The following is a 23,238-nucleotide window of genomic DNA, read 5'->3' on the forward strand; positions in this document are numbered from 1 at the left end:
GCCTGACCGAGGGTGGCGCTCGCCGCACCGTATTGCGGCACCGGTTGGAGGAAGTGGATTTCATCTTGTAAAATCAAGAACAACCTCTGACCTCTCATGACCAAACGCTCCGAGACCCTTCCCAGCACGCCCACAGTCCAGGTGATCGAACGCATGTTCAACCTGCTGGAAGTGCTGGCATCGCGCGAGGAACCGGTGTCGCTGAAGGAAATCAGCGAGAAGACCGGCCTGCATCCCTCGACCGCGCACCGCATCCTCAACGACCTGACCATCGGCCGGTTTGTCGATCGGCCCGAGGCAGGCAGCTACCGGCTCGGCATGCGGTTGCTGGAGCTGGGCAATCTGGTCAAGGCACGGCTGAGCGTGCGGGATGCCGCCCTGCTGCCCATGCGCGAGCTGCACAAGATGATCCAGCAGCCGGTCAACCTGAGCGTGCGCCAGGGCGATGAAATCGTCTATGTGGAGCGGGCGTACAGCGAACGTTCCGGCATGCAGGTGGTGCGCGCCATCGGTGGCCGCGCGCCCCTGCACCTCACCTCGGTGGGCAAGCTCTTCCTGGCCGATGACGAGCCGCAACGGGTTCGCGCCTACGCCACCCGAACCGGGCTGGCCGGCAACACGCGCAACAGCCTGACCCAGCTCGCCACCCTGGAACGCGAACTGGCGCAGTGCCGGCAAGCCGGCCTCGCACGGGACAACGAGGAACTGGAACTGGGCGTGAGGTGCATGGCCGCCGGCATCTACGACGACCAGAGCAAGCTGGTGGCAGGGCTGTCGATCTCCGCCCCTGCGGACCGGATCGACGAAAGCTGGGTGCCCAAGCTGCGCTCCACCGCCGCCGAGATTTCATCCGCGCTGGGCTGCCCCAAGGTGCCGACGCCGGCATCCGCCCGCTGAGCACGTCGCTCCCATGAGAAACGGCCCTGACGGGCCGTTTCTCATGAAGCTGGAAGAAGGGTCAGCCTTGAGGACGGGGCATCACGCGCGCATCGGTCTGCACTTCGACCCAGCGCCGCACGCGTTCGGCGTCCTGCATGCGCCCGACCTTGCCGGTGGCGTCCAGAAACACCATGATCAACTGGCGCCCGGCCACCTTGGCCTGCATGACGAGGCAGCGGCCGGCTTCGGAGATGTAGCCGGTCTTCTGAAGACCGATGTCCCATGACGGGTTCTTGATCAGGCCGTTCGAGTTGTTGTAGTGCAGCGTGCGACGACCGAGGTCGACCTCGTAGCTGGGCGACGTGGACAAATCGCGCAGGATGGGGCGCTGGTAGGCCACGGACACCAGGGTCGCGAGATCGCGCGCGCTCGACTGGTTGGAGCTGGACAGACCGGTGGGCTCGACGTAACGGGTGTCTGCCATGCCCAGTTCCAGCGCCTTCTTGTTCATCAGGCGCACGAACTCGGCAAGACCGCCGGGGTAGGTGCGACCGAGTGCATGGGCGGCCCGGTTTTCGCTGGACATCAGCGCCAGGTGCATCAGCTCGCCACGGCTGAGCGTGGTACCCACGGCCAGGCGCGAACTGCTGCCCTTGTAGGTGTCCACATCGTCCTGCGTGATGGTGATCATTTCCTGCATGTTCAGGTGGGCGTCTGCCACCACCAGGCCGGTCATGAGCTTGGTCAGCGAGGCGATCGGCAGCACAGCCGCGTCATTCTTGCTGAACAGCACTTCATTGGTTTCCTGATCGATCACCAGGGCCACGCTGGAGTTGAGTTCGAGCGGATCGTCCATCGAGCGCAGGCCCAGGCGCGAGCCTTCGGAAAGACGGGGCGCCACGGCCGCGCGCATCACCGCCTGGGTGGCTGCGGGTTTGCGTTGAACGGCCACCTTGTGCAGCGAAGTCGTCTTGCCCGCCGCCATCTGAACCTTCACACGGCCCTGGGGCTTGCTGGCCACGCGAACGGTCTTGCGTGCCGGGGCCTGCGCCACCTTGGGTTGGGCCTTCTTGGAGGTGGTCACCGTGCGCTTGGGAGTCGCCTTGGCCGTCACCGTCTTCTTGGCGGTCTTCGCGTTGCTGGCAGCCTGGGCTTGCAAGGGCGCGAAAGAAAGCGCTACCCAACCGGCAACAGCCGCAACCAGCAAAATTTTGCGAAAACGATCGACGCCGATGACCATGACTCCACTCCAGCAACAGGAACTGCGCAGGGGTGAAGTATAGGCAATCGGAAAAAAACTAGCAATATCAAAAGCTTGGGAAATTGTCTTCAGTGATCGGTAGAACAAGTGCTACTTTTGGTGTCTTTTCTTCGCCTCACGAAACACAATTCATCAAGCCTTTGATTTCATTGGGTTTTATCCCTGTGCGGCGACGCGGTCCGATTTGCTGTGCAGCTTGTTCAGCGCACTCAGGTACGCCTTTGCCGAGGCCACGACGATGTCAGGGTCGGCACCCACGCCGTTGACGACGCGGCCACCGTGTTGAAGGCGCACCGTCACCTCACCCTGGCTCTCGGTGGAACCGCTGGTGATGGCATTGACCGAGTACAGCAGCAACTCGGCGCCGCTCTTCACGTGGTTCTCGATCGCTTTGAGCGAGGCGTCCACGGGGCCGTTGCCGTCGCTCTCGCCCTGGATTTCCTTGCCGTCCACGGTGAACACCACGCTGGCGTGCGGGCGCTCGCCGGTCTCGCTGCGCTGTTTCAGCGAGACCAGGCCGTACTGCTCCTTCTCGGCGGTCACGCTCTCGTCGCTGCACAGGGCCAGGATGTCCTCGTCGAAGATCTCGCTCTTGCGGTCGGCCAGTTCCTTGAACGCCGCAAAGGCGGTGTTGATCTCGCTCTCGGACTCCATTTCGATGCCCAGGTCCTGCAGGCGCTGCTTGAACGCATTGCGGCCACTGAGCTTGCCCAGCACGATCTTGTTGGCACTCCAGCCCACGTCCTCTGCGCGCATGATTTCATAAGTGTCGCGTGCCTTGAGAACGCCGTCCTGGTGAATCCCGCTGGCATGGGCAAACGCGTTGGCGCCCACCACCGCCTTGTTGGGCTGCACCACGAACCCGGTGGTCTGGCTCACCATGCGGCTGGCCGGCACGATCTGCGTGGCGTCCACGCCCACGTCCAGGCCGAAGTAGTCACGCCGCGTGCGCACCGCCATCACGATCTCTTCGAGCGAGCAGTTGCCCGCGCGCTCGCCCAGGCCGTTGATGGTGCACTCCACCTGGCGCGCGCCACCGATCTTCACGCCGGCCAGCGAGTTCGCCACGGCCATGCCGAGGTCGTTGTGGCAATGCACCGACCAGATGGCCTTGTCGGAGTTGGGCACGCGCTCGCGCAAGGTGCGGATGAAATCGCCGTAGAGCTCCGGGATCGCATACCCCACGGTGTCCGGGATGTTGAGGGTCGTCGCGCCCTCCTTGATCACGGCCTCCAGCACGCGGCAGAGGAAATCGACATCGCTGCGGTAGCCGTCTTCCGGGCTGAACTCGATGTCGTCCACCAGGTTGCGGGCGAAGCGCACCGACTGCACCGCCTGCTCCAGCACCTGCTCCGGCGTCATGCGCAGCTTCTTCTCCATGTGCAGGGCGCTGGTGGCGATGAAGGTGTGGATGCGTGCCCGATGAGCGCCCTTGAGGGCTTCCGCCGCGCGCGAAATGTCCCTGTCGTTGGCCCGCGCCAGCGAGCACACCGTGGAGTCCTTGATGGTGTTGGCGATGGCCTGCACACAGTCGAAGTCCCCGTTCGAGCTGGCCGCAAAACCGGCCTCGATCACGTCGACTTTCAGGCGTTCCAGCTGGCGCGCGATGCGCAGCTTCTCGTCCTTGGTCATGGACGCACCGGGCGATTGCTCACCGTCGCGCAGGGTGGTGTCGAAAATGATCAGTTTGTCGCTCATGGGGAACTCCGTTGAAGTTGTATTGGTCGGCCCGATCGGCATCACACCGTCTGGGCTTCAGATGTATTTGTGTGCGGTCGCGTCACCCGGTTCAGACCGGACAGAATGGCCTTGAAGGACGCCGAGACGATGTTGGCGTCGATCCCCACCCCGAACACCGTGCGTTGCTCGTCGATGCGCATTTCCACATAGGCCACGGCACGCGCCTGGGCGCCAGAGCCGATCGCGTGCTCGTGGTAGTCCAGCACGCGCAGCTGGCGGCCCATCACCGTCTGCAGCCCGTTGACGAAGGCATCGATGGGCCCGTTGCCCTGCCCGTCCACCGAAACCGGCTGACCGGCCATCTCCACCTGTGCGGCCACGCGCACGCGCTGCCCCGTGACGTCTTCCATGACAGGTTGCAGCGGCGCGGCGACCTGGGACAGCCCATACTCGCGGTCGAAGATGTCCCACAGGTCGGCGGCGGCCAGTTCCTTGCCGTTGGCGTCCATCACCGCCTGCACCACCTGGCTGAACTCGATCTGCAGGCGGCGCGGCAACTCAAGACCGTATTCGTTTTCCAGCAGATAGGCAATGCCGCCCTTGCCCGACTGGCTGTTGACGCGGATCACCGCCTCGTAGCTGCGCCCCAGGTCCTTGGGGTCCACGGGCAGGTAGGGGATGTTCCAGGGGTCGTCCTCCCGACGTGCCGCGAACGCCTTGCGGATCGCGTCCTGGTGCGAGCCGGAGAACGAGGTGTAGACCAGATCGCCCACGTACGGATGGCGCGGGTGCACCGGCAACTGGTTGCAATGCTCGACGGTGCGGCGGATCTCGTCGATGTCGGAGAAGTCCAGGCCGGGCGACACGCCTTGCGTGTAGAGATTGAGCGCGACGTTGACCAGATCGAGGTTGCCGGTGCGCTCGCCGTTGCCGAACAGGCAGCCTTCGATGCGGTCGGCACCGGCCATCAACGCGAACTCGCCCGCGGCGGTGCCCGTGCCGCGGTCGTTGTGCGGATGCACCGACAGCACGATCGCATCGCGCCGCGCGAGGTGGCGGTGCATCCATTCGATCATGTCAGCAAAGATGTTCGGCGTGCTGTGCTCCACCGTGGACGGCAGGTTGATGATGCACTTGCGCTCGGGGGTGGGTTGCCAGACCTCGGTCACGGCGTCCACCACCCGCTTGGAGAAGGCGAGCTCGGTGCCCGAGAACATCTCCGGTGAATACTGGAAGGTCCACTGCGTGGCGGGCTGCGAGGCGGCCAGCTCGCTGAACAGACGCGCCTGCGACGTGGCGAGCTCGACGATCTCGTCCTCGTCCATGCCCAGCACCACGCGCCGCATGACGGGAGCCACGGCGTTGTAGAGGTGCACGATGGCGCGCGGGGCGCCCTGCAGGGACTCGAAAGTGCGCCGGATCAGCGGCTCGCGGGCCTGGGTGAGCACCTGGATGGTGACGTCGTCCGGGATGAGGTTTTCATCGATGAGGCGGCGCAGGAAATCGAATTCGGTCTGCGAAGCCGACGGGAAACCGACCTCGATCTCCTTGAACCCGATCTGCACCAGCAGCTTGAACATGCGCAGTTTGCGCTCCACGTCCATCGGCTCGATCAGGGCCTGGTTGCCGTCACGCAGATCGGTGCTCAGCCAGATGGGAGCCTGGGTGATAACGGCATCGGGCCAGGTGCGGTCCTTGAGACCGATCGGCTGGAAGGCGGGGTACTTGCTGGCAGGGTGTTTCAACATGGTGCTCTTTCGATGTTACTGAAACCCACAGCCCCAAAATGCAAACGGCCCGCTGCGGGTGCAAACGGGCCGTTTTGAATGGAATGCGCGCGCGCTGCTACCAAGCCTGCCCGTGTCGGACATCCAGTAGTAGGGCGAAAGCGCGAAGAATCATGGCTCAAACTGTATCACAAAGCTCAATCGTCGTGCAGACCACGCTCGTCGGGCTCGTCGGTGGAGGTGCTGATCACGCTGGTCGGGCGGCCTTTGGCCTTGCGCCAGAAGTACACCGCATAGCCGGACAGCCCGTAAACGACGAAGAGCGCAAACAGCACGGTGGGCGGATGGATGTTGATGACAGCGATGCCCAGGGCCACGAGCACGATGGCCGCGAACGGCACGCTCTTCTTCAGGCTCAGGTCCTTGAAGCTGTAGAACGGCACATTGGTCACCATGGTCAGGCCCGTGTAGAGCGTGATGACGAACATGGGCCAGGTCACGTCCTGCGCGGGCACTTCCAGCTCGGTCATGAGCCAGATGAAACCGGCCACCAGCGCGGCGGCCGCAGGCGACGGCAGGCCCTGGAAGTAGCGCTTGTCCACCACGGCCGTGTTGACGTTGAAACGGGCGAGCCGCAGAGCCGCGCACGCGCAGTACACGAACGCGGCGATCCAGCCCCAGCGGCCGATGTCGCGCAGGGTCCATTCGTAGGCGATGAGCGCGGGCGCCGCACCGAAGGACACCATGTCGGACAGCGAGTCCATCTGCTCGCCGAACGCGCTCTGCGTGTTGGTGAGGCGCGCCACACGGCCGTCCAGGCTGTCGAGCACCATGGCCACGAAGATGCCCACGGTGGCCAGGTCGTAACGACCGTTCATGGCCATGACGACCGAATAGAAGCCGCCGAACAGGGCGGCAAGCGTGATCATGTTGGGCACCATGTAGATGCCCTTGGGGCGCCTGGGGCGTTCGTCGCTGGGCGTCATAGTGGTTTCGGTTCCGTCGTGCATTCGGGCCTCCGTGCGTCGCGGCAGCGCAGGAGCCGTCGGCACCTGATGCAGCACTCTTGCACAGAATGCCGCAGTGTAAAGCAGTGTGTCTGTAGGAAAAGACGACAAAGGCCACCGAAGTGGCCTTTGTCGTCGATGTGCGCCGCGTCGCGGCGCACGCTGCCCATCAGTTGCGGGTCTGGTCCACCAGCTTGTTCTTGGCGATCCAGGGCATCATCGCGCGCAGTTGTGCCCCCACCACTTCGATGCTGTGGTCGGCGGTGTTGCGGCGGCGGGCCGTCATCGACGGGTAGTTCAGGCGGCCTTCCTGGATGAACATCTTGGCGTAGTCGCCGTTCTGGATGCGCTTGAGCGCGTTGCGCATGGCCACGCGCGACTGCTCGTTGATGACTTCCGGACCGGTCACGTACTCGCCGTATTCGGCGTTGTTCGAGATCGAGTAGTTCATGTTGGCGATACCGCCTTCGTAGATCAGGTCCACGATCAGCTTGAGCTCGTGCAGGCACTCGAAGTAGGCCATCTCGGGCGCGTAGCCGGCTTCGACCAGGGTCTCGTAACCCATCTTGATCAGCTCGACGGCACCGCCGCACAGCACGGCCTGTTCGCCGAACAGGTCGGTCTCGGTTTCTTCCTTGAAGTTGGTCTCGATGATGCCGGCCTTGCCGCCACCATTGGCCATGGCGTAGCTCAGCGCCAGATCACGCGCCTTGCCGCTCTTGTCCTGGTGCACAGCCACGAGGTGGGGCACGCCGCCACCCTGGGTGTAGGTGTTGCGCACGGTGTGGCCAGGGGCCTTGGGCGCCACCATCCACACATCCAGATCGGCGCGGGGCACGACCTGGTTGTAGTGCACGTTGAAACCGTGGGCGAAGGCCAGCGAGCCGCCTTGCTTGATGTTGGGCTCGACGTTGTTCTTGTAGACCTCGCCGATCTGCTCGTCGGGCAGAAGGATCATGACCACGTCGGCAGCCTTGACCGCCTCGTTCACTTCCAGGACGTTCAGGCCGGCCTTGCCGACCTTGTCCCAGGAAGCACCGCCCTTGCGCAGGCCGACCACGACCTTCACGCCGCTGTCGTTGAGGTTCTGTGCGTGTGCGTGACCCTGGCTGCCGTAGCCGATGATGGCCACGGTCTTGCCCTTGATCAGGGACAGGTCACAGTCTTTGTCGTAGAAAACTTTCATGCTTTGCTCCAATGGATTTGATGGGTTGTGCCGTTCTTCGCGAGCCTGTCGAAGGGCTCTCGGTACCCCGGCCCGCCACAAGGACGGGCCGGGGCTTCGACAGGCTCAGCGCGAACGGGCAAATGGCTGAGCCCCGAAACTGTCAGACGCGCAGGATTCTCTCACCCCGGCCGATGCCGCTGGCGCCCGTGCGCACGGTCTCCAGAATGGACGAGCGATCGATCGCCTCGAGGAAGGCGTCGTTCTTGCCTTGGTCGCCGGTGAGTTCGATGGTGTAGCTCTTCTCGGTCACATCGATGATGCGGCCGCGGAAGATGTCGGCCATGCGCTTCATTTCCTCGCGCTCCTTGCCCACCGCGCGGACCTTCACCATCATGAGCTCGCGCTCGGTGTAGGCCCCCTCGGTGAGGTCGACCACCTTGACGACCTCGATGAGGCGGTTCAGGTGCTTGGTGATTTGCTCGATGACGTCGTCCGACCCTGTGGTCTGGATCGTCATGCGCGAGAGGCTGGGGTCCTCGGTGGGCGCCACCGTGAGCGATTCGATGTTGTAGCCACGGGCCGAGAACAGCCCCACCACGCGCGACAGGGCGCCGGGTTCGTTTTCCAGCAGGACAGCGATGATGTGTTTCATGTGCGATTCCTCTTTTCGCCGCCCTCCCCTGCGCACGGTAATGCGCAGACTTGGCGGACAATAGATTCGTCTGAGGGGATGAAGCGGCGAAGGCTTTTCGCCGCCTCGCTTCGGGGATTACAGGTCTTCGGAACCCAGCAGCATCTCGGTGATGCCCTTGCCGGCCTGAACCATCGGGAACACGTTCTCGGTGGGGTCGGTGCGGAAGTCCATGAAGACCGTGCGGTCCTTGAGCTTGCGCGCTTCGCGCAACGCCGGTTCGACGTCCTCGGGACGTTCGATCAGCATGCCCACGTGGCCATAGGCCTCGGCAAGCTTGACGAAGTTCGGCAACGCGTCCATGTAGCTGTGGCTGTAGCGACCTTCGTAGTCGATCTCCTGCCACTGCCGGACCATGCCCAGGTAGCGGTTGTTCAAGGCCACGACCTTGATGGGCGTGTTGTATTGCAGGCAGGTGGACAGTTCCTGGATGCACATCTGCACCGAGCCTTCACCGGTCACGCAGAACACCTCGCTGTCGGGCTTGGCCAGCTTGATGCCCATGGCATAGGGAATGCCCACGCCCATGGTGCCCAGGCCACCGGAGTTGATCCAGCGGCGCGGCTCGTCGAAGCGGTAGTACTGGGCCGCCCACATCTGGTGCTGCCCCACGTCCGACGTGATGTAGGTGTCGGCATCCTTGGTCATGTTCCACAGCGTTTCCAGCACGTACTGCGGCTTGATCACGTCCTTGTTGCCACGGTCGTACTTCAGGCAGTCGCGCGAACGCCAGGCCTCGATGGTCTTCCACCACTCGGCCAGGGCCTTGTCATCGGGCCTCGCGGTGCTCTCGCGCACCATGCTGATCAGCTCGGTCAGCACGTCCTTGACGTCGCCCACGATGGGAATGTCGACCTTCACGCGCTTGGAGATGCTCGACGGGTCGATGTCGATGTGAATGATCTTGCGTTCGTTCTGCGCAAAGTGCTTGGGGTTGCCGATCACGCGGTCGTCGAAACGCGCACCCACGGCCAACAGCACGTCGCAGTTCTGCATGGCGTTGTTGGCCTCGATCGTGCCGTGCATGCCCAGCATGCCCAGGAACTTGCGGTCGGAAGCCGGGTAGGCGCCCAGGCCCATCAGCGTGTTGGTGACCGGGTAGCCCAGCATGTCTACCAGCGTGCGCAGCTCGTTGGTGGCGTTGCCCAGCAGCACGCCGCCACCGGTGTAGATGTAGGGCCGCTTGGCCGTCATCAGCAGTTGAAGCGCCTTGCGGATCTGGCCGCCATGGCCCTTGCGCACCGGGTTGTAGGAACGCATCTCCACCGAGTCGGGGTAGCCGTTGTAGGGCACCTTGTTGAAGGACACGTCCTTCGGGATGTCCACCACCACCGGGCCGGGCCGGCCGCTGCGGGCGATGTGGAAGGCCTTCTTCATGACCATCGCCATGTCGCGCGCATCCTTGACCAGGAAGTTGTGCTTGACGATGGGGCGGGTGATGCCCACGGTGTCGCACTCCTGGAAGGCGTCCAGGCCGATCGCGGCGGTGGGCACCTGACCGGTCACGATGACCATGGGGATGCTGTCCATGTAAGCCGTGGCGATGCCTGTGATGGCATTGGTCACGCCCGGGCCGGAGGTGACCAGGGCCACGCCCACGTCACCGGTGGCGCGCGCGTAGCCGTCGGCCGCGTGCACGGCGGCCTGCTCATGGCGCACCAGCACGTGCTGGATCGTGTTCTGCTTGTAGAAAGCGTCGTAGATGTGCAGCACAGCACCGCCGGGGTAGCCCCAGACGTACTTCACACCTTCGGCCTGGAGGGCCTTGATGAGGATTTCTGCGCCGCGGAGGTCTTGAGGGGCTGCGCCTTTAGCGGCGGCAGCCGAGGCCAGTTCGGCCTTGCTGATTTCCATGATGAACCTTTCGAGAATTTCTCTGACGAAAAACCTTGGGTGCCTCTTGACCCACTCTTGTGGAGCGGTTTCGAGACTTGAGACCAATGGCCATGAGCGGGCACATACCCCGCCGGACCCTGATCCGTTTGCCTTGTTTTGAATTGCAGCCGGCATTATCGCACTGCAACAAGGTTTTTCCAGCCGGGGCGTCAGAAGCCGCCCCAAAAAGGCGCCCGCATGTGCCGCAATGCGACAATTCCTGTCTTCCTTGCCGCCTTCGCGCCCGCCTCATGCCCGCTTCCCTGCCTGCCTCGACGACGCCCCCTTCCAGCGCCGAACCCAACCTGATGGCGCCCTCGCTGCGCCGCCGCATGGCCTGCTGGCTGTATGAGGGCATGCTGATGTTCGGCGTCGTGTTCCTCGCTGGCTACCTGTTTTCCACGCTCACCCAGACCCGGCACGCGCTGGACAACAGGCATGCCCAGCAGGCTTTCCTGTTCGTGGTGTTCGGCATCTACTTCGCCTGGTTCTGGGCCAAGGGCCAGACGCTGGCCATGAAGACCTGGCACATCCGCGTCGTGGACCGCCATGGGCGCGCGCTCACCCAGGCTCGCGCCCTGCTGCGCTACCTGCTGTCCTGGCTGTGGCTGCTGCCACCGCTGGCGGTCTCCGGCCTCATGGGCTTGCCTGGGGGCGAGTTGGCGGTGCTGCTGTGCGGCTGGATCGTCGTCTGGGCCCTGCTCTCGCGCTTCCATCCGCAGCGCCAGTTTCTGCACGATGCGCTCGCCGGCACCCGCCTCGTGCACCAGGCCCCGCCCCCTACACCGCCTCGTGCCAAGCGCTGAAAAGCAGTTTCCGATGAACAACCAAGAACCCGTTGACGCGCAGAAGCGCCGCACCGGCCTCACGCGCATGGCGCATGCGTTTCGCTATTCCCTGGCCGGCTTGCGCGCCGGCTGGGGCGAAACGGCTTTCCGGCAAGAGACGCTGGCCGCGCTGGTGATGATCCCGGCGGCGTTCTGGCTCGGCCGAAGCTGGGTCGAGACGGCCCTGCTGGCCGCCTCAGTGTTGCTGGTGATGGTGGTCGAACTGCTCAACACCGGCATCGAAACCGCCATCGACCGCATAGGTCCCGAATGGCACGATCTGTCCAAGCGCGCCAAGGACATGGGCAGCGCGGCCGTGCTGCTGAGCCTGCTGCTGTGCGCCGGCATCTGGATCGCCGCCCTGTGGACCCGCTGGTCCTGACCATTTTTCCCCTCACCTTCATGACTTCTCCCACCTTCTCCCTCTGCGTCTACTGCGGCTCGCGCCCCGGCGCACACCCAGCCTTCATCGACACCGCCCGCGCCGTGGGCGAATGGATCGGCAGCCGGGGTGGCCAACTCGTCTACGGGGGTGGCCGCAACGGCCTGATGGGCGTGGTCGCCGAAGCCACGCTCGCCGCCGGGGGCCGCGTGGTGGGCATCATCCCGAAGGCCCTGGTGGAAAAGGAGTGGGCACACCACGGCTGCACCGAACTGCACGTGGTGGACACCATGCACGAGCGCAAACGCATGATGGCCGAGCGCGCCGATGCTTTCGTGGCCTTGCCGGGCGGCATCGGCACGTTCGAGGAATTCTTCGAGGTCTGGACCTGGCGCCAGCTGGGTTACCACGACAAGCCCGTGGGCCTGCTCAACGTGGGTGGCTACTACGACGGCCTGGAAACCTTTTTGCGCACCGGCGTGGAGCAGCAGTTCATGAATGCCTGGCAGATGGACCTGATCCGCGTGGGCCGCGATCCGGCCAGCCTGTTGCCAGAGCTGGTGCAATCCGCCGGGCTGGCGCCCGCGCCGCGCATCGAGGCCATCTGAGCGTCGCGAAACCCGGCGCTCAGACCGCGGTTTCGTCCACTTCGCCGGTGCGGATGCGCACCACGCGCTCGACCGAGGTCACGAAGATCTTGCCGTCCCCGATCTTGCCGGTGCGGGCGGCGCGGATGATCGCGTCCACACAGCGATCGACGTCGTCGGTCTTGACCACGACCTCCACCTTGACCTTGGGCAGGAAGTCCACCACGTACTCGGCACCGCGGTAGAGCTCGGTGTGGCCCTTCTGGCGTCCAAAACCTTTCACCTCGGTCACGGTCAGGCCGGTCACGCCCTGCTCGGCCAGGGCCTCGCGCACTTCCTCGAGCTTGAACGGTTTGATGACGGCGGTGATTTGTTTCATGCGGAGGCTCCGAGGGGCGTTGCGGGGAAAGGCGTGTCTGGATTTCATTATGCCCAACGCTACGCACGACGTTTGCTCTGTGCCAGCCACAGTGGTGTGGCCCATCCATATCATGATGAATCAAGTCGGGCTGCCTATCCAGCCGATCCCCCCGCACGAACGCGGCGGGCATCGAGGTGGGCGAGATGCGTGCTGTAACGGAACTGCGCAAGCCTTAAGCCCGGTATTTGCTGGTGATCGGGTAGCGCCAGTCCTTGCCGAAGCTGCGGTGGGTCACGCGGATGCCCACAGGTGCCTGGCGGCGCTTGTATTCGTTGATGCGGATCAGGCGCACCACCTTGTCCACGTCGGCCCGCTCGAAGCCAGCGGCCACGATGCTCTCGGGGCTCTGGTCGTTTTCCATGTAGCGCTCGATGATCGCGTCCAGCACGGGGTATTCCGGCAGGCTGTCCTGGTCCTTCTGATCGGGTCGCAGCTCGGCGCTGGGCGGGCGCGTGATGATGCGCTCCGGGATCGGGTTGGCGCCCGTTCCATAGGGATCGTGCGCGTTGCGCCAGCGGGCCAGCTTGAAGACCATGGTCTTGGCCACGTCCTTGATGACGGCGAAACCGCCGGCCATGTCACCGTACAGCGTGCAATAGCCCGTGGCCATCTCGCTCTTGTTGCCGGTGGTCAGCACGATGCTGCCGAACTTGTTGGACAGCGCCATGAGCAAGGTGCCGCGGATGCGCGCCTGCAGGTTCTCCTCCGTCGCGTCCTCGGGCAGACCGGCGAACTCGCTCGCGAGGCTGGCCTTGAAGGCCTCGAACTGCGGCGCGATGGCGATCTCGTCGTAGCGCACGCCCATGCGCGCGGCCATGTCGCGCGCATCGATCCAGGAAATGTCGGCCGTGTAGGGCGACGGCATCATCACGGTGCGAACGCGGTCCTTGCCCAGCGCGTCGACCGCGATGGCCAGCACCAGCGCCGAGTCGATACCGCCCGACAGGCCCAGGATGGCGCCTGGGAATCCGTTCTTGCCCAGGTAGTCGCGCACGCCCAGCACCAGCGCATGCCACAGGTCGGCCTCCGGGCTGTGGGCGCGGTCGGTCTCGGCAGCGATCTGCCAGCCGGCGCCCTGGCGCGTGAAGGCCACATCGAACAGCGTCTCCTCGAAGCTCACCGCGCGACCAGCCAGAGCGCCGTCGGCACCGAGCACGAAGCTGCGCCCCTCGAAGACGATCTCGTCCTGCCCGCCCACCAGGTGCGCGTAGACCAGCGGCAGGCCGGTGGAGCGCACCCGCTCGCGCATGGTGGCTTCGCGCTCGCCGCCTTTGCCAGCATGGAAAGGCGAAGCATTGATGACGGCCAGCAGGTCGGCGCCGGCGGCCCGGGCGTCGGCAGCGGGGGCGTCGAACCAGGCGTCTTCACAGATCAGCAGGCCCACGCGCACGCCTTCCACCTCGATCACGCAAGGCGCGTGGCCCGGCACGAAGTAACGGCGCTCATCGAACACCTGGTAGTTGGGCAGCTCGCGCTTGGCATAGGTGTGGGTCACCCGGCCTTCGCACAACACGCTCGCCGCGTTGTGCAGGAAGGCCACGGCCACGCTGCGTTCGCGCCGCTCGATCACCGCCCCGGGGGCCCGCGCCGGATGTCCCACCACGATGTGCAGGCCTTTGAGGTGGGCCGTCCCGGCCGCGATGATTTTGAGGGCATCATCACACGCATCGATGAACGCTGGCCGCAGAAAAAGGTCCTCGGCCGCGTAACCGCAGAGGGCCAGTTCGGGCGTGAGCAGCAGGCGCGCGCCGCAGGCATGGGCCTGGGTGGCGGCATCGACGATTTTCCGGGCGTTGCCCACCATGTCGCCCACCACGAAATTGAGCTGGGCCACGCAAATGGAGAGTGTCATGGGGTCTGGAAACCTTGCAGGAAAGGCCGCGAAAACGCGGTGGGCGGGAGCCGTGTTTGTCTGAAATCGATTATGTCACCCGGGTCTTCGCCTCACCGCAGGCGGTCGATGCCGGGGCCTGGAACGCCCTGCTCGACCACGAGCCCGACCCCAGCCCCTTCATGCGCCACGAGTACCTGTCCGCGCTGCACGAAAGCGGCAGCGCGCGCGGGGCCACCGGATGGCAAGCCCAGTTCGTGACCCTGTGGCGCGACGACGTGCTGCGCGCGGCCTGCCCGATGTACCTGAAGAATCACTCCTACGGCGAGTACGTGTTCGACTGGGCCTGGGCCAACGCGTACGCCCAGCATGGGCTGGACTACTACCCCAAGGCGCTCGTGGCCGTGCCCTTCACGCCGGTGCCGGGTGCCCGCCTCCTGGCCCGCGACGAGGCATCGCGCGCAGCCCTGGTGAAAGCGCTGATCGAACGCACCCGCGAGGAACAGCTGTCGTCCCTGCACCTGCTCTTCGCGCAGCCCCAGGACATCGACGCATGCCATGCCGCTGGCCTGATGCTCAGGCACACCGTCCAGTTCCATTGGACCAACCACGATGCGAGGGGCCAGCCATTTGACGATTTCGAGCATTTCCTGGCCAGCCTGCAGCAGGAGAAGCGCAAGAAGATCCGGCAGGAACGGCGGAAGGTGGTGGACGCGGGCGTGCAGTTCCGCTGGTCGCGCGGCGCCGACATTTCGGACGCCGATTGGGACTTTTTCTACCGCTGCTATGAGCGCACCTACCTTGAGCACGGCAACGCGCCCTACCTGAACCGGGATTTTTTTCACCGCATGGCCAGGACCATGCCGCAGCACTGGCTGCTGTTCATCGCCGAACGCGAAGGCCGGCCCATGGCCTGCAGCCTGATCGGGATCGATGAAAAGACCCGCGTGGCCTACGGGCGCTACTGGGGGGCCCTGGAGCGGGTGGACTGCCTGCACTTCGAGGCCTGCTACTACCAGCCGCTGGCCTGGTGCATGGCCCACGGCTTCGTCCGCTTCGAGGGCGGCGCCCAGGGCGAGCACAAGATGGCGCGCGCCCTGCTCCCGGTGAAGACGACCAGCGCCCATTGGCTGGCCCATCCCGCGTTCGCCGACGCGGTGGAGCGCTTCCTGGAACGCGAAGGCCAGGGGATCGGGGAGTACCTCGATCACCTGGCCCTGCGAAATCCGCTCAAGGCAGCGCCCTGAGCCGGGGTTGATCAGGCCTTGTTGGCCTTGTTGTAGTTGGCGATGCCGTCCAGGATTTCCTTGTGGGCGGCGTCCTTGCCTTCCCAGCCGATCACCTTCACCCACTTGCCGGGCTCCAGGTCCTTGTAGTGCTCGAAGAAGTGCTGGATGGTGTTCAGGCGCATCGGGTTCAGGTCTTCCGGCCTCTGCCACTGGGTGTAGATCGACAGGATCTTGTCGGTCGGCACGGCCAGCACCTTGCCGTCTTCGCCGGCCTCGTCCTGCATCTTCAGGATGCCGATCGCGCGGCAGGGCACGACCACGCCGGGGATGAGGGGCACGGGCGTGATCACGAGCACGTCGACCGGGTCGCCGTCGCCAGAAATCGTCTGCGGCACATACCCGTAGTTGGTCGGGTAGTGCATGGCCGTGCTCATGAAGCGGTCCACGAAGATGGCGCCGGTTTCCTTGTCCACCTCGTACTTGATCGGGTCGGCGTTCATCGGGATCTCGATGATCACGTTGAACGATTCGGGAACATTTTTGCCAGGGGTGACGTTGTCAAGAGCCATGTTGATGAGGTCGTGGTTTGGAAAAGGGGCGTTTTCGACCCGGCAAGCGTGCCGGCGAACAAAGGCGCGCCTGGATTCGGCCCGGCGCGCCTAGGATTTACCCTGATTTTACCGACTCCACGCTGACAAACCCGACCACAAAGGATCGCCAAGTGGCATTTCCCCGCTAAATTCAAGGGGTTGGCCAATCGCCCTGTTTCAACGCTGTGCAACGCAGCGCAAACCGGCAGCGAGGAAGCAACGCAGCGGGGGCAGCCCCGGAGGCGTTGCCCCCTCCAAGTCGAAACAAGCAGGAGTAATTCTCATGGTTGGACAATCTGCGCTGATCTTTGCGTTGGTCTGCGGGCTGGTGGCCGTCATCTACGGCTTCTGGTCCCGCAGCTGGATTCTTTCTCAGGACGCGGGCAACGCCCGCATGCAGGAAATCGCCGGGGCCATTCAGACCGGCGCCGCGGCCTACCTCGCGCGGCAGTACAAGACGATCGGCATCGTCGGGGTGGTGCTGGCCATCCTCATCGGCGTCTTCCTCGACGGCCCCACCGCCATCGGCTTCGTGCTCGGTGCCGTGCTCTCGGGCGCCTGCGGCTTCATCGGCATGAACATCTCGGTGCGCGCCAACGTGCGCACCGCGCAAGCGGCCACCAAGGGCATCGGCCCGGCGCTGGACGTGGCCTTCCGCGGCGGCGCCATCACCGGCATGCTGGTGGTGGGCCTGGGCCTGCTGGGCGTGTCCGGTTTCTTCTGGTTCCTGGTCGGCAACGGCAACCTCACGCCAGCGGCCAACCTGGCCAAGCTGCTGAACCCGCTGATCGGCTTTGCCTTCGGCTCCTCGCTGATTTCCATCTTCGCGCGCCTGGGCGGCGGCATCTTCACCAAGGGCGCCGACGTGGGCGCCGACCTGGTGGGCAAGGTCGAGGCCGGCATTCCGGAGGACGACCCGCGCAACCCGGCGGTGATCGCCGACAACGTGGGCGACAACGTGGGCGACTGCGCCGGCATGGCAGCCGACCTGTTCGAGACCTACGCGGTGACGCTGATCGCCACCATGGTGCTCGGCGCCCTCATGGTCGCGGCCGCCCCCATGCAGGCCGTGCTCTACCCGCTGGTGCTGGGTGGCGTGTCGATCCTGGCGTCCATCGTCGGCTGCTTCTTCGTGAAGGCCAGCCCGGGCATGAAGAACGTGATGCCCGCGCTGTACAAGGGCCTGGCGATCGCGGGCGTGCTCTCGCTGATCGCCTTCTGGTTCGTGACCGCCTGGATCATGCCGGACAACGCCATCACCGCCACCGGCAGCCAGCTGCGCCTGTTCGGGGCCTGCGCCGTGGGCCTGGTGCTGACCGCCGCGCTGGTCTGGATCACCGAGTTCTACACCGGCACGCAGTACTCGCCGGTCAAGCACATCGCGCAAGCCTCGACCACCGGCCACGGCACCAACATCATTGCCGGCCTGGGCGTGTCCATGCGTTCCACCGCCTGGCCGGTGCTGTTCGTCTGCGTCGGCATCGTGGCCTCCTACACGCTGGCGGGCCTGTACGGCATCGCCATCGCCGCCACCGCCATGCTGAGCATGGCCGGCATCGTGGTCGCGCTGGACGCCTACGGCCCCATCACCGACAACGCCGGCGGCATCGCCGAAATGGCCGAGCTGCCCAGCAGCGTGCGCGACATCACCGACCCGCTGGACGCGGTGGGCAACACCACCAAGGCCGTGACCAAGGGCTACGCCATCGGCTCCGCCGGCCTGGCCGCGCTGGTGCTGTTCGCCGACTACACCCACAAGCTGGAAACCTACGGCCACCAGATCAAGTTCGACCTGAGCGACCCGATGGTGATCATCGGCCTGTTCATCGGCGGCATGATCCCCTACCTCTTCGGTGCCATGGCGATGGAGGCGGTGGGCCGCGCCGCCGGTTCGGTGGTGGTGGAGGTGCGCCGGCAGTTCAAGGAGATCCCCGGCATCATGGAAGGCACGGCCAAGCCCGAGTACGGCAAGGCGGTCGACATGCTGACCACGGCAGCCATCAAGGAGATGGTGATCCCCTCGCTGCTGCCGGTGGTGGTCCCCATCCTGGTGGGCGTGTTCCTGGGCCCGAAAGCGCTGGGCGGCCTGCTGATGGGCACCATCGTCACCGGCCTGTTCGTGGCCATCTCCATGTGCACCGGCGGTGGGGCCTGGGACAACGCCAAGAAGTACATCGAAGACGGCCACCACGGCGGCAAGGGCAGCGAGGCGCACAAGGCCGCCGTGACCGGCGACACCGTGGGCGACCCCTACAAGGACACGGCAGGCCCTGCCGTCAACCCGCTGATCAAGATCATCAACATCGTGGCGCTGCTGATCGTGCCGCTGCTGCCGCTGGCGGCCTGATCCCGCTCTCGAAGGTTCAAGGGGCCCGCTTCGGCGGGCCTTTTTTCTGGCTGGCCCCCGCCAGCAGGCGGACCACCGCGCTGGCACTCGGGGTGAGGCGATCGAGCTGGGCCGCTTCGCCCCGCTCGATCGCTTGCAGCACCAGTTCCTGGATGCCACCCACGGCCGCCACCGCCATGGTGGGGATAAGCACCTCACGCTCGGCGTTGATGGTCTCGAGCATGAAGTCGGCCAGGTGCTGCATCACCTCGCGGCGCACCAGGGCACCGGCCGGCCCGAGGTGGTGGATTTCCACGAACAGCATGCGGATCAGCTGCGGCCCGCTGGCCAGGTGCGCCAGGTACGCGCCCAAGGCATGTTCGACCTGGTCCTGCCAGGGGCGTTCGGGCTGCACGGCCTCGCGCAGGGTGCGCAGCGCGGAGGCGCTGGCCGCCCGGTACAGCTCGAGAAAGCAGGCATCCTTGTCCGCGAAATGCTCGTAGAACGTGCGTTTGGACACCCCCGCCTCGGCCACCACGGCCGCGATCGACGTGGCCGCCAGACCCTGGGCCGCCGCGACCGTGGCCATGGCCTGCAGCAGGCGACCGCGGTGTTCATTCGGCACGGTGGCGTCGGCGCTGCGGGTGTTTTTCGGCTTCATGGACGGGCATCTTAGGGCCTGCACTCCATTCTTCTCCGCTTGACAGGCCGAATCGAAACACGCACCATCGTGACTTGGTACGATGCGGTACCAATCCGTTTGTCAACCCACGCCCTACCATGACCGAACTCGTTGTCCGTCGCCTGCTGATCGATCTGGAACAACCGGTGGCCCGCCACTGGTGCGGCGGCGACGCCTTTCTGACCGCGTGGTTCAACGCGCTGTCGATGAGCTTTCCCATCGGCGAGCAGTTCTTCATCGACTCGGTGCGCAACGGCTTCAAGGCCCTGCCGCCCGAGCGCCAGGCCGAGCTGCAGGCCGAGGTCCAGGGTTTCGTGGGCCAGGAAGCCACCCACCGGCGCATCCACGCGCTGTTCAACGCGCAGATCGAGAAACACGGCCTGGTGAACGACTGGGAACCCCGTGCACGTGACCGCCTCCAATTGCTGGAGGGCGCGGACCCGCGCCACGGCCTGGCCATCACCGCCGCCAACGAACATTTCACCGCCCTCTTTGCCGAGTGGATGCTGTCTCATCCCCAGCTGCTGGACGGCAGCGAGCCGCGATTGAAAACCCTTTGGCTCTGGCACAGCGCCGAAGAGGCCGAGCACAAGTGCACCGCCTTCGACCTGTACCAGGCACTGGGCGGCAGCCACACCTGGCGCACGACCTGGATGCGCCGCATCACGCTGGTCTTTCTCACCGACACCTTGCGCCAGACGGTGAACAACCTCAAACGCGACGGCACGCTCTGGCGCTGGAGCACCTGGCGCAGCGCGGCCCGCCATATGCTTGGCCGCGACGGCCTGCTGCGCCAGACCTTCAAACCCTGGCGCGCCTACTTCCGCCGCGACTTCCACCCGGATCAGCAATCCAGCGAGCTCTCCGCCCACTGGCTGCGCGACAACGCCACGCAATACACCCGGGTGGGCCGCGCCGAGCCGGCCTGACCTGGGCCGCTCAGGCGGAATGCCCTCGCGGCAACACCGGTACCCCCGGGTGTTCCCGTGCGGCCCGGCGGTCACTCGCCCATAATCGGTCCATGTCCGAACGCGTCATTCCCCTGATCGACCAGCGCCTGGTCTCCGTGGCCGCGCGCGTCCCTCAGGTCGGCACAGCCCCGACCGGCCTGCTCGGCGACGCGCTGGGCCGCCCGCTGCGCGATCTGCGCATCAGCGTGACCGACCGTTGCAACTTCCGCTGCAGCTATTGCATGCCGAAGGACATCTTCGACAAGGACTACCCCTACCTGCCGCACAGCTCGCTGCTGACCTTCGAGGAAATCACGCGCGTGGCGCGCCAGTTCGTCGCGCACGGGGTGCAGAAGATCCGCCTCACCGGCGGCGAGCCGCTGCTGCGCAAGAACCTCGAAATCCTCATCGAACAGCTGGCCGCGCTGCGCACGGTGGAAGGCCAGCCGCTGGACATCACGCTGACCACCAACGGCTCGCTGCTCGCGCGCAAGGCGCACGCCCTCAAGGCCGCCGGCCTGCAGCGTGTCACGGTCAGCCTGGACGGGCTGGACGACACCATCTTCCGCGCCATGAACGACGTGGACTTCCCCGTGGCCGATGTGCTCGACGGCATTGCCGCCGCGCAGGCCGCGGGCCTGGGGCCGATCAAGGTCAACATGGTGGTCAAGCGCGGCACCAACGACCACGAGATCCTGCCCATGGCGCGCCACTTCCAGGGCACGGGCATCGTGCTGCGCTTCATCGAGTACATGGACGTGGGCGCCACCAACGGCTGGCGCATGGACGAGGTGCTGCCCAGCGCCGAGGTGGTGCAACGCATCCACCGCGAACTGCCGCTGGTGCAGCTCGGCGCATCGGCCCCCGGCGAAACCGCCGAGCGCTGGGCCTACGCCGACGGCTCGGGCGAGATCGGTGTGATCAGCAGCGTGACGCAGGCCTTCTGCAGCGACTGCAACCGCGCCCGCCTGTCCACCGAAGGCCAGCTCTACCTCTGCCTCTTCGCCAGCCAGGGCCACGACCTGCGCCACCTGATCCGCGGCAATGCCACCGACGAGCAGCTCGCCAGCGCGATCGCGGCGATCTGGCAAGGCCGCAGCGACCGGTACTCCGAACTGCGCGCCAGCCTGCCGCCGGAAGCCAGCACCGGCACCCGGCGGGTCGAAATGAGCTACATCGGCGGCTGAGCAACCAAATGATCCATTCCCATCAAATCACGGGCCTCGTGCTCGCCGGCGGCCGTGGCTCGCGCATGGGCGGCGTCGACAAGGGCCTGCAGAACTTCAACGGCACGCCGCTGGCGCTGCACGCCTTGCTGCGCCTGCAGATGCAGGAAGGCGGGCTGGTTGGCGGTCAGATGGTCAACGCCAACCGCAATCTGGCGGCCTACGAGGCCTTCGGCGTGCCGGTGTGGCCCGACACCCTGGACGGCTACGCGGGTCCCCTGGCCGGCTTCATGACCGGCCTGGAGCGCTGCGAAACGCCCTACCTGCTCACGGTGCCCTGCGATACGCCCCTCTTCCCGCTCGACCTCGCCCAGCGCCTGGCCCAGGCGTTCGAGGACGAGACCACCGAAATTGCCATGGCCGGCGCCCTGGAAGAAGACGGCCAGCTGCGGCCCCAGCCGGTGTTCTGCCTCATTCGGGTGGAGCTCATGGAAAGCCTGCTGGTCTTCACCCAGGCCGGGGGGCGCAAGATCGACCGCTGGACCGACCAGCACCGCACGGTGATCGTGCCCTTTGACCGCCCGGGCGACGACCCCAAGGCCTTCTTCAACACCAACACCCTGGCCGAACTGCACGCCCTCGAAAAGGGCTGAGCGCCCGGCCCTTCGTTCGTTTGTCCATGAAATCCATCGAGCAGATCGCGGCCGAACTGCAGGGCTACGACCCGCAGGCCATCAGCGCCGAACGCGTCAACGACTTCCTCTCCCGCCTTGTCGAGCCAGTCACGGCCACCGAAGACCTGGGCGTGTTCGACGCGCTGGGTCGCGTGCTGGCGCAGGACGTGGTCTCACCCATCAGCGTGCCGCCGCACGACAACTCCGCCATGGACGGCTTCGCCTTCGACAGCGGGCAGCTGCGCCCGGGCGAGCCGCTGGGCCTGCGCGTGGCGGGCACGGCCTTCGCAGGCAAGGCCTGGGCCGGCACCGTGGGCGTGGGCGAGTGCCTGAAGATCATGACCGGCGCCATCATGCCGCCCGGGCTGGACACCGTGGTGCCGCTCGAATTCGTGAAAGCAGAAGGTGATCGCGTCGTGGTGCCACCCGACGTGGTGAGCGCGGGCGACAACCGCCGCCTGCTGGGCGAAGACCTCATGGCCGGCGAAGCGGCCTTGCGCCAAGGCCAGACACTCGGCCCGGCGGCGCTGGGCCTGCTGGCCAGCCTGGGCCTGCCCACCGTGAGGGTGTTCCGCCGTGTGAAGGTGGCGTACTTCTCCACCGGTGACGAGATTCTGAGCCTGGGCGAAACGCCGCGCGAAGGCGCGGTGTACGACAGCAACCGCTACACCGTCTTCGGCCTGCTCACGCGCCTGGGCGTGGAGGTGGTCGACATGGGCGTAGTGCGCGACGAGCCCGCCGAGCTGGAAGCGGCCTTCCGCACCGCCGCCCTCAAGGCCGACGCCATCATCACCAGCGGCGGCGTGAGCATGGGTGAGGCCGACCACACCAAGGCCATGATGAAGCAGCTCGGCGACGTGGCCTTCTGGCGCATCGCGATGCGCCCGGGCCGCCCCATGGCGGTGGGCCGCATCGACGAGGCCGGCAAGAGCGCCGTGCTGTTCGGGCTGCCAGGCAACCCGGTGGCGGTGATGGTCACCTTCCTGGCCTTCGTGCGCCCGGCCCTGCAGCGCCTCATGGGCGCTTCACCCAGCGAACCCGTGCTGCTGCAGGCCCGCAGCGGCGAAGCCCTGCGCAAGAAGCCAGGCCGCACCGAGTACCAGCGCGGCATCGTCACCCGCTCGCCCGACGGCGCGCTCAGCGTGCGCACGACCGGCAATCAGGGTTCGGGCGTGCTGAGTTCGATGGTCGAAGCCAACGGCCTGATCGTGCTGCACCACGGCCAGGGCAACGTGGCCGTGGGCGACCCGGTGGACGTGATGATGTTCGACGGCGCGATCTGACC

The 23,238-nt window shown here is 65.7% G+C and carries 21 protein-coding genes; 10 read left to right on the top strand and 11 right to left on the bottom strand.

Translation table 11 applies throughout. From position 1 onward, the window contains the following. The first annotated feature begins 96 nt into the window (after positions 1 to 96). The gene (locus tag ACODTB_RS09170) at positions 97 to 897 is read left to right on the top strand and encodes an IclR family transcriptional regulator (protein ID WP_291118937.1); all 801 of its coding nucleotides are present in this window, start codon (positions 97 to 99) and stop codon (positions 895 to 897) included. 61 nt (positions 898 to 958) lie between these two features. Here the strand turns inward: ACODTB_RS09170 and ACODTB_RS09175 are convergent, their stop codons facing one another. From ACODTB_RS09175 to ACODTB_RS09205, 7 genes are all read right to left on the bottom strand, one after another. Then, the gene (locus ACODTB_RS09175; protein ID WP_291118934.1) at positions 959 to 2,119 is read right to left on the bottom strand and encodes a serine hydrolase; all 1,161 of its coding nucleotides are present in this window, start codon (positions 2,117 to 2,119) and stop codon (positions 959 to 961) included. Between the two features lie 177 nt (positions 2,120 to 2,296). Next, the gene (locus ACODTB_RS09180) at positions 2,297 to 3,838 is read right to left on the bottom strand and encodes a 2-isopropylmalate synthase (RefSeq protein ID WP_291118931.1); all 1,542 of its coding nucleotides are present in this window, start codon (positions 3,836 to 3,838) and stop codon (positions 2,297 to 2,299) included. 41 nt (positions 3,839 to 3,879) lie between these two features. Further along, complete coding sequence (gene leuA, locus ACODTB_RS09185; protein ID WP_488929257.1) at positions 3,880 to 5,568, bottom strand: 2-isopropylmalate synthase; 1,689 nt, start codon at positions 5,566 to 5,568, stop codon at positions 3,880 to 3,882. A 176-nt stretch (positions 5,569 to 5,744) separates the two neighbouring features. Further along, positions 5,745 to 6,557, bottom strand: a complete 813-nt coding sequence (gene pssA / locus ACODTB_RS09190) for a CDP-diacylglycerol--serine O-phosphatidyltransferase (protein WP_291118925.1) — start codon at positions 6,555 to 6,557, stop codon at positions 5,745 to 5,747. 166 nt (positions 6,558 to 6,723) lie between these two features. After that, positions 6,724 to 7,740 carry a ketol-acid reductoisomerase gene (gene ilvC / locus ACODTB_RS09195; protein ID WP_291118923.1) on the bottom strand — a complete coding sequence of 339 codons (1,017 nt, stop codon included), beginning with the start codon at positions 7,738 to 7,740 and terminating at the stop codon, positions 6,724 to 6,726. 142 nt (positions 7,741 to 7,882) lie between these two features. Then, complete coding sequence (gene ilvN / locus ACODTB_RS09200) at positions 7,883 to 8,374, bottom strand: acetolactate synthase small subunit (protein ID WP_291118919.1); 492 nt, start codon at positions 8,372 to 8,374, stop codon at positions 7,883 to 7,885. A gap of 117 nt (positions 8,375 to 8,491) precedes the next feature. After that, positions 8,492 to 10,267: an acetolactate synthase 3 catalytic subunit gene (locus ACODTB_RS09205; protein WP_291118916.1), complete on the bottom strand. Its 1,776-nt coding sequence runs from the start codon at positions 10,265 to 10,267 to the stop codon at positions 8,492 to 8,494. Positions 10,268 to 10,539: 272 nt separating this feature from the next. On the opposite strand from ACODTB_RS09205, the gene ACODTB_RS09210 reads away from it, so the two are divergent. Genes ACODTB_RS09210 through ACODTB_RS09220 form a run of 3 tightly spaced genes read left to right on the top strand, consistent with a single transcriptional unit; the run spans position 10,540 to position 12,105 of the window. After that, entirely contained in the window at positions 10,540 to 11,094 is a 555-nt protein-coding gene (locus ACODTB_RS09210) for an RDD family protein (protein ID WP_291118913.1), read from the top strand. A gap of 13 nt (positions 11,095 to 11,107) precedes the next feature. Further along, entirely contained in the window at positions 11,108 to 11,497 is a 390-nt protein-coding gene (locus tag ACODTB_RS09215; protein WP_291118910.1) for a diacylglycerol kinase, read from the top strand. 20 nt (positions 11,498 to 11,517) lie between these two features. After that, the gene (locus ACODTB_RS09220; protein WP_291118906.1) at positions 11,518 to 12,105 is read left to right on the top strand and encodes an LOG family protein; all 588 of its coding nucleotides are present in this window, start codon (positions 11,518 to 11,520) and stop codon (positions 12,103 to 12,105) included. A gap of 19 nt (positions 12,106 to 12,124) precedes the next feature. Here the strand turns inward: ACODTB_RS09220 and ACODTB_RS09225 are convergent, their stop codons facing one another. Next, the gene (locus tag ACODTB_RS09225; RefSeq protein ID WP_291118903.1) at positions 12,125 to 12,463 is read right to left on the bottom strand and encodes a P-II family nitrogen regulator; all 339 of its coding nucleotides are present in this window, start codon (positions 12,461 to 12,463) and stop codon (positions 12,125 to 12,127) included. A gap of 214 nt (positions 12,464 to 12,677) precedes the next feature. Then, positions 12,678 to 14,357, bottom strand: a complete 1,680-nt coding sequence (locus ACODTB_RS09230; RefSeq protein WP_291118901.1) for an NAD+ synthase — start codon at positions 14,355 to 14,357, stop codon at positions 12,678 to 12,680. Between the two features lie 56 nt (positions 14,358 to 14,413). Between ACODTB_RS09230 and ACODTB_RS09235 the strand changes: the two genes are divergently transcribed. After that, positions 14,414 to 15,583 carry a GNAT family N-acetyltransferase gene (locus ACODTB_RS09235; RefSeq protein WP_291118898.1) on the top strand — a complete coding sequence of 390 codons (1,170 nt, stop codon included), beginning with the start codon at positions 14,414 to 14,416 and terminating at the stop codon, positions 15,581 to 15,583. A gap of 11 nt (positions 15,584 to 15,594) precedes the next feature. On the opposite strand, the gene ppa is transcribed toward ACODTB_RS09235, so the two are convergent. Then, on the bottom strand, positions 15,595 to 16,134 hold the full coding sequence (gene ppa / locus ACODTB_RS09240) for an inorganic diphosphatase (RefSeq protein WP_291118895.1): 540 nt from the start codon (positions 16,132 to 16,134) through the stop codon (positions 15,595 to 15,597). 304 nt (positions 16,135 to 16,438) lie between these two features. Between ppa and ACODTB_RS09245 the strand changes: the two genes are divergently transcribed. After that, a complete protein-coding gene (locus tag ACODTB_RS09245; RefSeq protein ID WP_291118892.1) occupies positions 16,439 to 18,502 on the top strand; it encodes a sodium-translocating pyrophosphatase in 2,064 nt (687 codons plus the stop codon). Positions 18,503 to 18,518: 16 nt separating this feature from the next. Here the strand turns inward: ACODTB_RS09245 and ACODTB_RS09250 are convergent, their stop codons facing one another. Continuing rightward, positions 18,519 to 19,142: a TetR/AcrR family transcriptional regulator gene (locus ACODTB_RS09250; protein ID WP_291118889.1), complete on the bottom strand. Its 624-nt coding sequence runs from the start codon at positions 19,140 to 19,142 to the stop codon at positions 18,519 to 18,521. A 119-nt stretch (positions 19,143 to 19,261) separates the two neighbouring features. Here ACODTB_RS09250 and ACODTB_RS09255 point away from each other — a divergent pair, with 119 nt between their 5' ends. The 4 genes from ACODTB_RS09255 (at position 19,262) to moeA (ending at position 23,236) form a co-directional block, all read left to right on the top strand. Beyond that, positions 19,262 to 20,092, top strand: a complete 831-nt coding sequence (locus tag ACODTB_RS09255) for a metal-dependent hydrolase (RefSeq protein WP_291118886.1) — start codon at positions 19,262 to 19,264, stop codon at positions 20,090 to 20,092. A gap of 92 nt (positions 20,093 to 20,184) precedes the next feature. Further along, a complete protein-coding gene (gene moaA, locus ACODTB_RS09260) occupies positions 20,185 to 21,300 on the top strand; it encodes a GTP 3',8-cyclase MoaA (protein WP_291118883.1) in 1,116 nt (371 codons plus the stop codon). A gap of 8 nt (positions 21,301 to 21,308) precedes the next feature. Further along, a complete protein-coding gene (gene mobA, locus ACODTB_RS09265) occupies positions 21,309 to 21,932 on the top strand; it encodes a molybdenum cofactor guanylyltransferase MobA (protein WP_291118881.1) in 624 nt (207 codons plus the stop codon). Positions 21,933 to 21,958: 26 nt separating this feature from the next. Further along, positions 21,959 to 23,236: a molybdopterin molybdotransferase MoeA gene (moeA, locus tag ACODTB_RS09270; protein ID WP_488929258.1), complete on the top strand. Its 1,278-nt coding sequence runs from the start codon at positions 21,959 to 21,961 to the stop codon at positions 23,234 to 23,236. Positions 23,237 to 23,238 lie beyond the last annotated feature (2 nt).

This window comes from Hydrogenophaga sp. FG152, assembly GCF_057809615.1.